This window comes from Acinetobacter sp. XH1741, from assembly GCF_041021895.1.
Lineage (GTDB): Bacteria > Pseudomonadota > Gammaproteobacteria > Pseudomonadales > Moraxellaceae > Acinetobacter.
The window spans coordinates 1,639,212-1,654,367 of sequence record NZ_CP157428.1; the positions used below are offsets into that span (position 1 = coordinate 1,639,212).

Consider the following 15,156-nt stretch of genomic DNA (forward strand, 5'->3'; position numbering starts at 1 on the left):
AAGAGTTTTTGAGGAAATAAAATGGCTGGATGTGGATGCGCTTCAACATGTTCTCCTACAAAGAAAGTAAGTCCACGCTTTAGAAAAGCGTTATGGATTGCACTTGTCATTAATGCACTGATGTTTGTGGTTGAAATTGTGGGAGGTTACAAAGCCCAATCTGTTTCACTATGGGCAGATGCACTAGACTTTGCCGGCGATGCAGCAAATTATGCTTTGTCTTTAGTTGTGCTTTCGATGAGTCTTTATTGGCGAGCAACGGCAGCACTTGTTAAGGGGATCACAATGGCATCTTTTGGATTCTTCGTGATTGCAAAAGTAGTGTGGTCATTTTTTCATGGCGTTTCACCTGAACCTATGGTTATGGGGGCAATTGGAGTAATCGCCTTAATTGCTAACGTTTCAGTCGCTTTAATGCTTTATGCATTTAGAGATGGTGATGCCAATATGCGTTCGGTTTGGTTATGCAGTCGAAATGACTCTATTGCCAACATTGCAGTTATTTTTGCTGCTGTAGGGGTGTTTGGAACAGGCACCGTATTTCCAGATTTATTGGTAGCCTTTGTGATCGCATACTTAGGTGTATCTTCGGGCTATGCTGTGATTAAGCAATCATTACAAGAAAGAAAACAGTCTAAGATGATATTGGGTTCAGAAGCTTGATTTTGATTGCATAAATAAAAAAAGTACCATGTAAACATGGTACTTTTTACTGTTTGAATGCATTAGATGAGAAGCGAAATTGCAATACTCCACATCACGCAACCAATGAGAAAATCTAAAATTTTCCAAGCTTTAGGATTGGTAAATAATGGTTTTAATAATCTTGCGCCGTAACCCAAACTGAAAAAGAAAAGCCAAGAAGCAAGAATACTGCCCAATGCAAAACTAAGTTTGTCTTCTAATTGGGTTGCAACAGAACCCATCAACACAATGGTGTCCAAATACACATGCGGATTTAGCCAAGTAAAGGCAAGACAGGTCACGAGTGCTTGGGTTAAAGTCTGTTTTTGGCTGCCCTCAAGCTCCATGCCTTGATTCGTTTTAAATGCTGCATAGAATGCTTTTGCGCCGTAGACGAATAAGAAAGTTGCTCCTAAATATTTAGCGACTGTAATTAAGATGGGTGATGCTGTCATAATTTCAGCAAAACCTAATACACCACAGGCAATTAAAATCGAGTCGGACAATGCACAGATTAAACATAGCCAGAATACATATTGCTGTTTAAGCCCTTGTTTTAGAACAAAAGCATTTTGAGCACCAATCGCTACAATTAGGCCACTACCAATACCCAAACCTTTAAAAAATACACTGAGAGAAAGCATAACCATCAAGTAGAAAATAATCAGATGCGGGAATTATCTGACTTTTTATTGAGAAATAAGTAAAATTAAGAATATTTAGGTTTGGCTAAAAAATATTTAGGTTTGTATATGTTAGATAGTAGGCAATGTGAAGCTTTTCTGGCTGTTGCAGAGGTTGGAAGCTTCGATGCAGCAGGAGAGCATTTATGTATAACGCCCTCTGCTGTATCATTACGTGTACAGGCATTAGAAAAATATTTAGGGCAGATTTTAATTATACGTGGTCGCCCAAGCGTGCTGACGCAAGCAGGGCAAATCTTACTGCAACATTTGCGTCATACAAGATTAATGGAGCAAAATTTATTACAAGGCTTAATGGGTAAATCATCTGAGTCAGAATTTTATAAAATTGCTTTGGCCTCAAATGCCGATTCATTAGCCACTTGGCTTTTACCCAGCATTCAGCAAACCTTGTTTAAAGAAAAAATAGTATTAGAGCTAAAAATTGATGATCAATCTCATACGCATACTTTGCTAGAAACAGGGCAAGTCAATGCATGTATATCGGCAGAAGAGCAAGTGATGGCAGGTTGTTTAGCCCAGCCTCTGGGTAAAATGCGCTATAAAATGCTGGCATCGGCCGAGTTTGTGAACCACTGGTTTAGTGGGGGAATTAACCGAGAAACTCTAAGAAAAACTCCAGCAGTGATCTTTAATCATAAAGATTTAATGCATTCGGAAGTCTTATTGAAGGGCTATGGTTTACCGATGCAAAGTTATCCTTACAGTTTTATTCCGGCAACAGATGCTTTCGTTAAAGCAATTCAATTAGGTTTAGGTTACGGTATGGTGCCAGAGCTTCAAGTTCAGCCATTACTCGAAAATGGAACACTCATTGAGATTATGCCCGAGGCTCAACTTGATGTCCCTTTGTATTGGCACCATTGGAAAAGACAGTCGAAACAACTTGATGCACTGACCGAGACTATTGTCCAAGCAGCAAAACATGTACTGAGATAACGTTTAGATATTTCTGTCTGAATAAAAATTTGAAATATGCTGAATATAAAACTCTATATCTTGTGGTGAGTAACCTAAAAGTTGTCCGATCCTACGGTCTAAGCCTAAACGCTCTTTAAATTGAGTTTCTGTTAGTGATTTTTCAATACACATCACAAGCTCATTTAAATCGGCTAAAGATGCATCTTTATAGATCAACATAATTGAAAAAGGAATAGGAAGAGAAGTTTCAATATCTTTACTGAGCATAGTTAAAGTACCTTGCTCAAGGTGCTTTAGAAATTTAATAGGTAATAAGTCATAAAATAAAGCAATCGGTTTATGACCAGAAAGTAATAATTCTAGTTCTTGCCCTTCATGGGGCCCAAGTTTGCCAAGCTGTTCAGCCATATCAATACTCTTGTTTTTATATTTAATATTATTATGCAAAATTCATGTACGATGATGAGATACTCTGTTTGTCATCACCGCACGTAATTAAAAAATTAAGATTGTGTTAACTCAAGCGCACGTTGATAAGCAACTTTTTTCTTAATACCCGTTAAATCGGCCGCAAGTTGAGATGCCGCTTTAACCGATAAATCTTGAAGTAAACGCTTTAAAAGCTCGTCTAATTTTTCTTGTTCTAGATCCGTTTTTTCCGGTGCACCGCCAATCACAAGAACAATTTCACCTTTTTCTTGGTTATGGTCATTTTCAATAAAACTAACCAAATCTTTTAAGGTCATTTTTTTGATGGTTTCAAACGTTTTTGTAATTTCACGTGCAAAACCAACAGGGCGATTTTCGCCAAATACCTCAGCCATATTTTTTACGCATTCTAAAATACGGTGTGGGGCTTCATAAAAAATTAATGTCTGAGTTTCATTTTTTAGCTTTTCGAGTTGCGTAATACGTTGAGAGGCTTTAGATGGTAAAAAACCTTCAAAACTAAAACGGTCACTTGGTAAGCCTACAGCACTTAACGCAGCAATTGCAGCGCATGCACCTGGTACAGGCACGACTCTAATACCATGCTCTTGAGCGGCACGAACCAGTTTAAAACCGGGGTCACTAATAAGCGGTGTACCAGCATCACTGATCAAAGCAATATTTTCACCAGCAAGTAACTTTTGAACTAACTGATCAATTTTATTACTCTCGTTGTGGTCATGGCATGCGGTAAGTGGGGTAGATATATTATAGTGCTTGAATAATTGAGCCGACTGGCGTGTATCTTCGGCAGCAACAATAGAAACTGATTTTAAGATATCAATTGCACGGAAAGTCATATCATCTAAGTGCCCGATTGGGGTGGCTACAACAAATAACTGAGCACTCATTTGGTCTTACTCCGTACAGATAAACAATTTTAATGGGTTAGTGTACCCGAAATTATGTTTTTGGCGTGAACAATGTCAGCGGGCTTTTTATTTTCAAAAGTCATCTGCTTTGGATTTGCTCAATTCAAAAAATTAAAAAGGCATAGCACAAGCAATGCAGCGGACATACTTTTTAAATGGGGAAAACAATTATCATGTTAGTGGCACAGCAACTCGGCCAATGGGCTGAACAAACGGCATTGGATATTTTAAAAAAACAAAATTATGAATGGGTCGCCAGTAATTATCACTCACGCCGTGGCGAGGTTGACCTGATTGTAAAACGCGGTAACGAATTGATTTTTGTTGAGGTAAAAGCGCGAGGGCAGGGAAATTATGGTCAAGCTTGTGAAATGGTCACTGTGAGTAAACAGAAAAAAATAATTAAAACAGCGATGAGGTTTTTACAGCGCTACCCATCTTATCAGGATTTTTATTGTCGTTTTGATGTGATTTGTTTTGATTTTCCACAGAAAATTGCAAAAACAGTACAGCAAGACTTTTCTAAATTCCATTATGATCTGCAATGGATCGAAAATGCATTTACTTTGGATTAAGAGTTCATTACTCTTTTGACCAAGTTAAAAACTGATGTTTTATGATCAAGCCAAGAAGAGATTGATAGGAGTCTGGTGGAGTGTTAAAACGTATTGCTGTAACGGCGCTTTGTGTCGCAAGTTTGTCAGGTTGCGCAAGTTTTATTTCTGGTGGAACAGGTACAGCTCCAGTTGGAACAGATAGTGGTGTACGTAGTTTAGGTCAAGTATTCATTGATTCTTCAATTAAGCGTACAGCGAATATTAATCTTTATAAGCTTGATCAGCGTTTCAAAGAGTCTCGTATTAACATCGAAAGCTTCCATAGCACAGTATTGTTAACAGGTCAGGTGCCAGATCCATACTTGAAACAATTGGCAGAAGACAATGTTAAAGCAATGAGTGATGTAAAAGCCGTACATAACTATATTACGGTGGGTAACAAAGTTAGCTATAACACCATCATGCAAGATGCGGGTGTAACTGCAAATACACGTGCTCTATTAATGAAAGCACCTGTTGTATCAGACAGTAAAGTATTGGTGCATACAGAAAATGGTGTTTTATATGTGATGGGACGCTTAAACACAGCTGAAATTAATGATTTAAATAATGTGCTGCAAAACGTTGGTAACGTGACTAAAATCGTGACGCTTATTGATAATATTGATTTAGCACCAGCTCCAGCAGCAAATACTGCCAGCGCAACAACGACTCCGGTCATTAATAACGTTCTTGCTCAACCAACAGTTCAAACTCCTGTTGCAATTGATCCGGACCAAACAGAGCCAGCGTCTACTGCACAATAAAATATGAATCTGATTGAACAATTACAAAGCAAAATTGAACAGGCGAGAACTCTTTACAAAGAGTTCCGTCTATATGATTTGGGGAGCTTTGCTTTAAACCGTTTTACTCCAAAAGACGGCTTTGAGCAGGTTTTAAATGTGCGTTATGGCTTAAAGCCACGCCATCGTTTAGATATTTATCGTTCTGCAAAAAAATTACCACACCGACCACTCATTGTTTTTGTACATGGTGGTGCATGGCAACACGGTAATAAACGGGACTATTTATTTGTTGGTGAAGCATTTACCAAAGAAGGTTATGACGTTGCCGTTATTAACTATCAGCTTGCTCCAAAAAATATTTTTCCAAGTTATGTGGATGACTTAACCCAAGCGTTAAATCATTTACACCAAAATCAAGAAAAGCTCGAAATATCGACAGAGAATGTTGTACTTATGGGACATTCGGCAGGAGCGTTTAACGTGATGTCTGCTGTTTATCACCCAACACCAAATACAATTCAATGTTTAGGCAATATTAAAGCAATTTTTGGTTTAGCAGGTCCTTATCATTTTGATTATAATGGTGATCCACTTGCTGAAGATGCTTTTGATCAAAGCATTTCTTATCAGGAGGTGATGCCATATTATTTTGTAAATCAAAACAATATTAAGCATTATCTTTTAATGGCTGAGAATGATCAGCTTGTAAAAAAAGAAAATACCTTTGATCTTGATCAAGCCCTAAGACAAAGTGGAAATCACAGTCATATTGCCGTGATTCCTAAAACAGGCCATATCACAATTTTGGCGAGCCTCTCGAGCTTTGTAAGTCATTACTTCAGAACGAAACGGACTATTTTGCATTTTCTCGATGAAGTATTCTAAAAAACATCTAGTTTTAAAAAGCGCAGATTACTTCGCTTGAGTAATCTGCGTAATCATTGCGTGTGCAATACTGCCTTTAAATGGAATTTCAGGAAGCTGATCAAATTTAAAGAACTGTGCATCGGCAATTTCATCTTCTTGCAAAGAAATTTCGCCTGACTCATATTCAGCTCTAAACGCAATCATTAAATTACTTGGGAATGGCCAAGGCTGGCTTGACATATATTGAATATTTTTGAGTTTAAGACCCACTTCTTCTAACGCTTCACGTTGTACAGCTTCTTCGAGTGTTTCACCGACTTCCACAAATCCTGCGATCAAACCATACATATTGGTTTTATTGTGAATAGATTTCGCCAATAAAATTTCATTATCACCTTTGGTAATGATCGTGATAATGCATGGGTTTACACGAGGGTATTGGTGATAACGACAAGAAGGGCACACCATTGCATATTCAGTCGGGTGTACTTCGGTTGGGTGTCCACAGTGGCTACAAAACTTGTGGTTACGTCGCCATTCGAGCAATTGAACAGCACGACTCGCCTGTAAAAATTGCTCTTTTGACCAGTTGGAAATAAGTTGTCGAATTGGAACGAGCTGTAAACCTTCGGGTATGGACTCTTCATTTAACAGGTCACGAGCAATGACCTGTTCATCATGACTGAAAAGCAAATCACTTGCTAACTTTTCGACTTTGGGTAATTGAAGGTTTTGGTCAACCAATAACTGTTGATGATGAAAAATATATGCAAGTGATAACTCAGACATTAAGCTGCCTTTTTTTGAAGTTGTTGACTACTAAGCAATGCTACATCAAACATGGATTGTAGAACAGGCTGTTTATTTTTTAAATTGTCAACTAACATATCTAGTCCAGCTAACACGTTAAAAATACAGTGAATCTGATCATGATTAAAAGGCTGATTTAGATCAATTTGCTGCTGTACAAATTTTGCTGTTTCAAGCAAAGCATTTTGTTGAACCGTACTTCCTAAAAACTCAGCCGCACCCGCTAATTCTTTTAAAGAGCCTGCAATTGCTTCAATATTTTGTGTTGGATCGTTGGCATACAGTGTCAAACTTTGACATACAAAATCGGTTAAATTTTTCGTCTCATTTAATAAAGTTTGATGTGCTTCGTCTAAACGATCTAGAGAAATATGCGTATTGTTGACACGAATTTGTAGACGATTAGATGAATAATGACGTACCAAAATACCAATTGAGTTCATGGCAGATAAAATGCTTTTCATGAGCTGCTGAGCGTAATTTTCATTACTCAATATATTCATCTGACTTAAACTACTCGCTTGCTGAGTAAGTTCTAAAGCAGCTTCATTTAAGTTAAGTAGTTTAAAGGTGTGAGCAAGCTGCATAAGATTCGTTTGCAGTTGTTGGGCCTTTTCTGGGGACATGTTTTGGTAGTTATATTCAATATCATTACGAATTTTGTTCATTTCGCTTAATATTAATTGGCTTACCGTTTGCATAGTATCAAAGTCTGGACCATACAAATGCTTGCTTAACGTTTTGAGTTGAGAGTCGGTAAGAAACTCATTGCCAATATCGAGTTGATTACGAATCTGCTGAGCAAAGTGATCTTCTTGTCCAATTACAATACTCAAAATATCTGCTAATACATTTAAACCCGCTTCAAAACTTTCAGGCGATGCTAAAAATAGGCTTATTGCATTTTCAAGGTTAATGAATACACGCAAGCGTGCATCATTTAAAACAAGCTCATCAATATGATTAAAGGCAGCGTTAACCAATTGCCAATACTGCTGGCTTGGTTGACCATGAGCCATACTCACTAAATAGCTTCCAATGAGCTTAAATGCCTGAAACTCTCGGGCAGTTTCAGCTTTATTTAAAAACTGATAAAGAGATAATTTATAAAGTTGATGGATAAACTGAGTTCTTTCATTAATCAGAATTTCGGGTTGTGGCAACTCAAGTGAGCTTGTCGTAAGGTTTGAAGCAATCTGTTGGCCTGATGAAGTTAAAGGTTTGTTTAAAGCTTTTTCCAGATTATTTAGGGTGTCTAAAAGAAACTGAGGTACTTCGACTTCACGTAAACAAATAAACTCAATATAGCGTTTCACCATGGTTGTGCCTTCACTTAAAGCAACAACGTCATCGGTATTGATGTGTTCTGGCTTCGCCATAATTTTTTGCATCAATTCAGCTGAATATTGAGTGATCTTTGCTAAATAGGGAATATCAATAAGGCGTAATACTTGAGTGCATTGCTTAAATTGTTCTAATGCATCATCAATACCAAAAGGGAGAGTCTGTTCTTCAATTAATGTGCTTACAGCGCCTTCCACCAGTTTTATTGAATTATCAATTTCATTTTTAATGATGAGTAAAGCTGTTGGATCAAACTGAATCGAATTATGCCCAGACATAAAAATTCCCCTTTGCAAAAAAAATCAATTGTTATATTCGTCATGGCTCAATAGTTTGAGCTAAAAATCTATATAACTAATATAACTTAACTTGCAAAAGGGGAAACTAAAAAAACACTAGAGAATCAAAAAATTATTTTGCAAAAAGGCAAGGTTCTCCATATTTTTTCTCAAATTCTTTGACCCAAGTCTCATGTATGTTTAACTCTTCATCCGAAGGATAAATGATGGGTAAATCAATTTGAACACGGGTTCTTTTGGTATTTTGCTGGTCTTTTTCACTTTGAGATAATGCATCCATATCAAAGGAAACCTGACCACCTGTCATTGCCAAGTAAACATCAGAAAGAATTTCAGCATCGAGTAACGCACCATGGAAGGTACGGTCACGTGCTGGAATCTCATAACGTCTCACTAAGGCATCGAGTGAGTTTTTCTGTCCAGGGTGTTTATTTTTTGCGAGTGCTAACGTATCAGTAACTTCACAAACTTCTGAAAGAGCAGGCAAACCAACGCGCTTAAACTCCATGTCCAAGAAGTTCATATCGAAGGTTGCGTTATGAGCGATAATTTCTGCGCCTTTTAGATACTCAAACAAAGTATCTGCAATGTCGGCATACAGAGGTTTGTCTTTTAAGAAATCATCACTGATACCGTGAATGTTTTCTGAATCTCCCACAGGTTTTTGCGGGTTAATATAAATGTGAATTGAGCTGCCCGTAAGCTTACGGTTAATCATTTCGATCGCGCCGACTTCAATAATGCGGTCGCCATCTTGGAAATAGAAACCTGTCGTTTCCGTATCGAGAATGAGTTGTCGAGGGCCTTGCAGCTTAAGCTTTGCTTCGGTAACAACAATCTGTGGATGAATATTGCTAGTTTGCTGCTTTGTTTCTTGCTCGACAGCTTCAACCTCATTCATTTCTTGGTCCACACTTATCATCTCAACTTCTTGTGGTTGCTCAAGAGCGATATCTTCATCTTCGGATGTTTCAACCAGATCAAATCCGAACGGATCATCTAGCAACCAGTCCTGTTCAGGCTTTTTTATATCTTGCGGTACAGCTACAGACTGTGGTTGCTTGAGTTCTTGAGCAGTTTTGTCTGCACCTAAGTTTGCAAGTTGGTCTGCCATTTCATTGCCAGTATGTCCAGCGTGGCCTTTAATCCAATTCCACTCAATATTTCTACCTGCGCAAACAGCATCAAGTTTTTGCCATAAGTCAGGATTTTTAACATCTTTCCAATTTTTCTTTTTCCAACCATGAATCCATTCTGTAATGCCTTGTTTCACATAATTTGAGTCTGTCCAGACAATTAATTGTGCATCGGGTGGGCAAAAAGAAACGCCTTCAATAGCCGCTGTAAGTTCCATACGGTTATTGGTTGTGTCGGGTTCGCCGCCAAATAATTTATGTTCACCCTGTTCAGTAATGACATATGCACCCCAACCGCCTAAACCGGGATTGCCACGACATGCACCATCAACATACAGTGTGATTGTTTGAGACATAAATCGAAACCTAAACTGAAAGAAAAAGAGCTGAATATGGTGTATTGTATACGCAAAAAGTTCGGTTCCATCGTTACAAAGCAAGCTTTTTTTAATTTCTTGTAACATTTCCATGCAAATGACATTAAATTATTGCCTTGTCTATCCTGCATGCTTTACTACAATGGCATCGAAGACCTAGGGTTTGTGGGCAGACCCCAAGAAATATTACGCGAGTTGTTTGGAAGTTTTTATGTATAAACCAACCACATTTGTGTGGCAGCCATCTGCAGCATCATTATTCAAAATTACAGTACTTAGCTCTGCTTTAGCTGCGTTGGGTATTACAACAGGCTGCTCTTCGACTCCGCAATCTGCAAAAACCTCGAAATCAAAACAGGTCAGTGGAGCAGGCTATCTTGATGCAAGCAGTCTAGACTCGTTAGAAGATTTACTTTCAGCAACAGATATGCGTGCTGTAGAAGGCGACCGTTTACTCATTTTAAAACACGGTGACGTCTGGAAGCGTATGGCTGTGGGTTTCAAAATGGACTTAAACCATTGGGACTCTCGTATTGAAGCACAGCGTAGCTGGTTTATTTCACGTCAGCCTTATATTGACCGTTTAAGTGCTCGTGCAAGTCGCTATTTATATCATACGGTGAAAGAAGCAGAGCGCCGTGGTCTTCCAACTGAACTCGCTTTATTGCCTGTAATTGAAAGTTCATATGACCCTGCTGCAACAAGTAGTGCAGCAGCAGCAGGTTTATGGCAGTTTATTCCGAGTACGGGTCGTATCTATGGTTTACAACAAACCGGTATGTACGATGGTCGCCGTGATGTTGTCGAATCTACACGTGCCGCATATGAGTTTTTAGGAAGCTTATATAACCAGTTTGGTTCATGGGAATTGGCTTTGGCAGCCTATAATGCTGGTCCGGGTCGTATTCAACAAGCGATTAACCGTAACCAAGCAGCTGGCTTACCAACTGACTATTGGTCATTAAAACTTCCACAAGAAACCATGAACTATGTTCCACGTTTCTTGGCGGTTGCTCAAATTATTAAAAATCCGCGTGCTTATGGTGTGACATTACCACCAATTGCTAACAGACCCCATTTCCGTGAAGTTACTTTATCTGCACCTTTATCATTAAATGAAATTGCATCGGTAACAGGGCTTAGCCGTGCTGAGTTATATGCATTAAACCCAGGTTATCGTGGTGAAACAGTAGACCCTGCAAGTCCGATGCGTATTTTAATTCCGGCTGATATAAGCCCATCAGTTGATAATAAGCTAAAAGGCATGAAAGCAGGTGGAAGTACAGGCTGGTGGGCAAATGTCACTTCGCCATCTAAACCTACGACCAGTCCTTCAAGCTCAGTTACAATTAAAACTACTCCTGCAACTCAAGTTCAGCCAGTAAGACCATCGACACCTGCTAAAACAACCAGCGGTTCTGTGACTGTAAAAGGTTCAACACCGCGTGGTTCTGATGCTTTAGCTGCTTTTGCAGCCTCAGCTGACGTACCAAGTGCACCGCGTATTCCGGTTGCAGTAACACCAGCGACCAATGTTAAGCCTGTACGTACAGAACCACCAATTTCAGCAACTGAGCGTGAGAAGATTTTAGCGGCAGTACGTGCTGAAGGTGAGAAGGAAACAGTTGAACAAGCTCTACAGCCACAAGCTACTCAAGCTGAAAAAGACCAAGTGGTTGCTGAGTTAAAGGCAATTGCACCTCAAGGTACTGAAATTGTCGATCCTTATGATGGCAAAATTAAGTTAACGGCGATTCAGACAAGTCAGTCGGTTGCTGAACAACAAGGTAAAGAGTTAAGTAAAGGCTTTGCTTATCCGAAAACTTTAACTGAAGATGCAAGCGTTGCGAACTCTGAAGATGCAAAGCGTAATCAAGATAAGCCTTATATTAAAACTGATACTGATGTTGTAGTTGTGCCGCCTAAAGGTAAACGTAGTACCTACACCATACAACCAGGTGATACCTTAGCTATTATTGCAATGAAAAATGGTGTCAACTGGCGTGACGTAGCGAAGTGGAACCAGATTGATCCTGAAAAGACTTTATTTGTAGGAACTAGCCTATATCTTTATGATGCCAAGCCTCAAGAAGTAGAGTCTAGTTCAAAATCAACAACTAAACCTGATGTATATGTTGTTCAAGCAAATGACAGTTTAACTGGTGTGGCAAATCAATTTAATTTGTCTGTGAAACAGCTTGCTGAATATAACGACCTATCTGTAAGTGATGGTCTATTTGTTGGTCAAAAACTGCATTTGAAAGAGCCTAAAGGCAACCGTAATTCGGCTAAGACAGAGTCTAAAGCTGTTCAGGCAAGTACACGTCGTATTGCAACAAAGAGCTATACGGTTAAACGTGGCGAATATTTAAAATTAATTGCAGATCGTTATGCGTTATCGAACCAAGAATTGGCAGAGCTAACACCAGGCTTGTCAGCTGGTAGTAATTTAATGGCTGGTCAGAAGATTAATGTACCTGCAAAAGAAGTTGCCGCTGTTGACGAATCTGATGACAACAAAACTTCTGGTAAATATGAAAAACTTGCCGCGGGTCCGTCGTATAAGACTGAAAGTTATAAAGTACAGCGTGGTGATACCTTATCGAGTATTGCGACTAAGTCTAAAATTAGCTTAGCGGAACTTGCCGAACTGAATAACTTAAAAGCGAGTAGCCATGTACAACTTGGTCAAAACTTGAAAGTACCTGCAGGCGTAAGTGTTCCAGACCACTATGTGGTGCAGTCAGGCGATAGTTTGCATGCGATTGCAGCTAAATATAACCTGCAGACAAGTTATTTGGCTGATTTAAACGGTTTATCTCGTACAGCAGGTGTTCGTGCTGGTCAGCGTTTAAAATTGACAGGTGAGGTTGAAGCACCAAGCAAGGCTACTACTAAAAATATCAAAGAAGAAACACCAGATACCTATACCGTTAAATCTGGCGATAACTTACGAAGTATCGCTAGCCGCTATCATTTACAGTTAGATTACCTGACTGCATTAAATGGCTTGTCTCGTAACAGCAGTGTGCGTGTCGGTCAGCATTTAAAGCTAACAGGTGATGTTCCTACTGTAGAAACAGCGAAAGCTGATACAGCAAAATCATCAGCTAAACCTGTTGCAGCAGGCAAAAATACTGAAAAGTATACGGTTAAAGCGGGTGAGTCGTTAAATGCGATTGCGAGTCGCGCAGGTATTTCAGTTCGTGAGCTTGCTGAAATGAATGCATTAAAAGCAAATGCTAACTTACAACGCGGTCAAAATATTGTGATTCCAAAAACTGTAGTGGAATACAAAGTTAAACGTGGTGATACCTTAATTGGTCTTGCAAGTAAATATGGTCTAGAAACGACTTTACTGGCGGAACTCAATAATTTAACACCGTCGACGCAATTACGTATTGGCGATATCATTAAAGTGCCTAATTTATAGAATAATTAGAACTTTATGCAAAAGTTATATTCTCAACTGAGCCTGCTAGTCGGGCTCAGTGTTTTTTCGCAAGCTATTTTTTCTGCACAGCAGACCACGCCCTATATTGCAGTTCATTCCAAACCTAAATATCTTTCAATGACTGCTATGCCTTATGCCAATCCCAATGCGCCTAAAGGTGGAGTACTAAGTCGGGCGGCACAAGGTACGTTCGATAACTTAAATAGTATGAACGGCAAGGGAAACGCGACAGAAGGGGTAAATTATCTTTTTGATACTTTAATGACGCAGTCACTCGACGAAGTTGGAGTTTTATATCCACTTCTGGCAGAAAAAGTTTCCTACGATCCTGAAAAAACGCAGTCAGTTACTTTCTATTTAAACCCTAAAGCTCGGTTTAGTAATGGACAGCCTTTAACCGCAGCAGATGTCAAATTTAGCTTTGATATCTATCAGGCCAAATCCAACTTTGGTTTACAAATGTATCTTTCGGACTTGGCAAAAACGGAAGTGATAAACCCACATCAAGTTAAGTTCACCTTTAAGTCTCACCATAACCTGAAAATGGCATTTGTCGTGGCGACTTTACCCATTTATTCAAAAGCAGATTGGCAGAACCGTGATTTTACACGTCTTACCTTGCAACCGATTATAGGTTCAGGCCCATATGTGCTTGAGAAGATTGATGCAGGACGAAGTATTAGCTATAAACGAAACCCCAATTATTGGGCGAAGGACTTGCCTATTAATAAAGGGCGCTATAACTTCGACCATTTAAAATATGTCTACTATCGAAATTGGGATATTGCATTTGAAGGTTTTAAATCTGGGCAATACACCTTGCATGAAGAGACTAGTCCTAAAAAATGGGTCACTGACTATCAGTTTCCAGCGGTAAAAGCTGGTTTAGTCACTCAATATAAATTTAGACACCATAATCCGATTGCAACCGAAAGTTATGTGTTTAACACAAGGCGCAAACCTTTAAACGATATCCGCTTTAGACAAGCCTTAACCTATGCCTATGATTTTGAATGGCAGAACAAAGCTTTGTTTTATGGGCAATATCAGCGATTACAAAGTTATTTTGAAAATAGTGAATTGGCAGCAACAGGCCGTCCATCAAAGAGTGAGCTGGCTATATTAAAGCCTTTATTGCTAAAGCTCTCCCCAATAATGCAAAAAGGTGTATTGGCAGATTGGAAATATCCAGTCTCAGATGCTAGTGGTTTTAACCGTCAAAATTTGTTAATTGCAAGACAACTACTTATTCAGGCAGGTTATAAAATTAAAGAAGGGCAGTTATATACGCCTGAAGCTAAACCTGTGCAAATTGAGTTTCTTATTCAACAAGATGGTAAACAAAGAACACTCATGCCATTTGTAAGAAATTTAAAAAAATTAGGAATTAATATTCAATTACGCCAAGTTGATGCACCGCAATATTTAGAGCGTACACGCCGTTATGACTTTGACATGACGACTATGAACTTACCGCAATCTTTAAATCCGGGCAATGAACAGGCTCAGTTCTGGGGGAGTGTCGCAGCCGTTCAAGATGGCAACTATAATTACGCAGGTATTCGTAATTCTGTCATTGATGAAGTTATTTCAAAACTGGTCACTGCCAAAGACCGTGAACAGCAAATTACTTATACTCATGTTCTTGATCGATTACTTCGAGCAGGCTATTACCAGATTCCGACTTATGGAAAAGGTGATTATTGGTATGCATACTGGAATATGTATCAGCAACCTAAAGTGAAACCTGTGCTCTCTGCTGGTATAGAGTATTGGTGGAGTAATGCAAACCAAGCCAAGAAAGTTGCTCAGTATTTACATCAACAATAAAAACATGTACCTAAAGGAAATCCT

The 15,156-nt window shown here is 39.0% G+C and carries 13 protein-coding genes; 7 read left to right on the plus strand and 6 right to left on the minus strand.

What is annotated here, in order from left to right:
* Positions 1 to 21: 21 nt before the first annotated feature.
* The gene (locus ABLB96_RS07875; protein ID WP_348896480.1) at positions 22 to 663 is read left to right on the plus strand and encodes a cation diffusion facilitator family transporter; all 642 of its coding nucleotides are present in this window, start codon (positions 22 to 24) and stop codon (positions 661 to 663) included.
* Between the two features lie 62 nt (positions 664 to 725).
* On the opposite strand, the gene ABLB96_RS07880 is transcribed toward ABLB96_RS07875, so the two are convergent.
* The gene (locus tag ABLB96_RS07880; protein WP_348896479.1) at positions 726 to 1,328 is read right to left on the minus strand and encodes a LysE/ArgO family amino acid transporter; all 603 of its coding nucleotides are present in this window, start codon (positions 1,326 to 1,328) and stop codon (positions 726 to 728) included.
* Between the two features lie 108 nt (positions 1,329 to 1,436).
* Between ABLB96_RS07880 and ABLB96_RS07885 the strand changes: the two genes are divergently transcribed.
* A complete protein-coding gene (locus ABLB96_RS07885; RefSeq protein ID WP_348896478.1) occupies positions 1,437 to 2,327 on the plus strand; it encodes a LysR family transcriptional regulator ArgP in 891 nt (296 codons plus the stop codon).
* Positions 2,328 to 2,330: 3 nt separating this feature from the next.
* Here ABLB96_RS07885 and ABLB96_RS07890 read toward each other — a convergent pair whose 3' ends face one another.
* Entirely contained in the window at positions 2,331 to 2,717 is a 387-nt protein-coding gene (locus ABLB96_RS07890) for a hemin receptor (protein WP_348896477.1), read from the minus strand.
* Between the two features lie 95 nt (positions 2,718 to 2,812).
* Complete coding sequence (rsmI, locus tag ABLB96_RS07895; protein ID WP_348896476.1) at positions 2,813 to 3,649, minus strand: 16S rRNA (cytidine(1402)-2'-O)-methyltransferase; 837 nt, start codon at positions 3,647 to 3,649, stop codon at positions 2,813 to 2,815.
* A gap of 194 nt (positions 3,650 to 3,843) precedes the next feature.
* On the opposite strand from rsmI, the gene ABLB96_RS07900 reads away from it, so the two are divergent.
* The 3 genes from ABLB96_RS07900 to ABLB96_RS07910 all read left to right on the plus strand — a co-directional run bounded on the left by ABLB96_RS07900 (position 3,844) and on the right by ABLB96_RS07910 (position 5,900).
* Positions 3,844 to 4,245 (plus strand): YraN family protein, encoded by a 402-nt coding sequence (locus ABLB96_RS07900; RefSeq protein WP_348896492.1) that lies wholly within the window; start codon positions 3,844 to 3,846, stop codon positions 4,243 to 4,245.
* A gap of 80 nt (positions 4,246 to 4,325) precedes the next feature.
* Positions 4,326 to 5,033, plus strand: a complete 708-nt coding sequence (locus ABLB96_RS07905) for a BON domain-containing protein (protein WP_348896475.1) — start codon at positions 4,326 to 4,328, stop codon at positions 5,031 to 5,033.
* A gap of 3 nt (positions 5,034 to 5,036) precedes the next feature.
* Positions 5,037 to 5,900: an alpha/beta hydrolase gene (locus ABLB96_RS07910; RefSeq protein ID WP_348896474.1), complete on the plus strand. Its 864-nt coding sequence runs from the start codon at positions 5,037 to 5,039 to the stop codon at positions 5,898 to 5,900.
* Positions 5,901 to 5,927: 27 nt separating this feature from the next.
* Here the strand turns inward: ABLB96_RS07910 and nudC are convergent, their stop codons facing one another.
* From nudC to dnaQ, 3 genes are all read right to left on the minus strand, one after another.
* Positions 5,928 to 6,671 (minus strand): NAD(+) diphosphatase, encoded by a 744-nt coding sequence (gene nudC / locus ABLB96_RS07915; RefSeq protein ID WP_348896473.1) that lies wholly within the window; start codon positions 6,669 to 6,671, stop codon positions 5,928 to 5,930.
* On the minus strand, positions 6,671 to 8,314 hold the full coding sequence (locus ABLB96_RS07920) for a chemotaxis protein (RefSeq protein WP_348896472.1): 1,644 nt from the start codon (positions 8,312 to 8,314) through the stop codon (positions 6,671 to 6,673). The genes nudC and ABLB96_RS07920 overlap by 1 nt, the downstream gene beginning before the upstream one ends.
* Positions 8,315 to 8,447: 133 nt before the next feature.
* Positions 8,448 to 9,827 (minus strand): DNA polymerase III subunit epsilon, encoded by a 1,380-nt coding sequence (dnaQ, locus tag ABLB96_RS07925; protein ID WP_348896471.1) that lies wholly within the window; start codon positions 9,825 to 9,827, stop codon positions 8,448 to 8,450.
* Between the two features lie 232 nt (positions 9,828 to 10,059).
* Here dnaQ and ABLB96_RS07930 point away from each other — a divergent pair, with 232 nt between their 5' ends.
* Both ABLB96_RS07930 and ABLB96_RS07935 read left to right on the plus strand, forming a co-directional pair.
* On the plus strand, positions 10,060 to 13,281 hold the full coding sequence (locus ABLB96_RS07930) for a LysM peptidoglycan-binding domain-containing protein (protein ID WP_348896470.1): 3,222 nt from the start codon (positions 10,060 to 10,062) through the stop codon (positions 13,279 to 13,281).
* Between the two features lie 15 nt (positions 13,282 to 13,296).
* Positions 13,297 to 15,132, plus strand: a complete 1,836-nt coding sequence (locus ABLB96_RS07935) for an extracellular solute-binding protein (protein WP_348896469.1) — start codon at positions 13,297 to 13,299, stop codon at positions 15,130 to 15,132.
* Positions 15,133 to 15,156 lie beyond the last annotated feature (24 nt).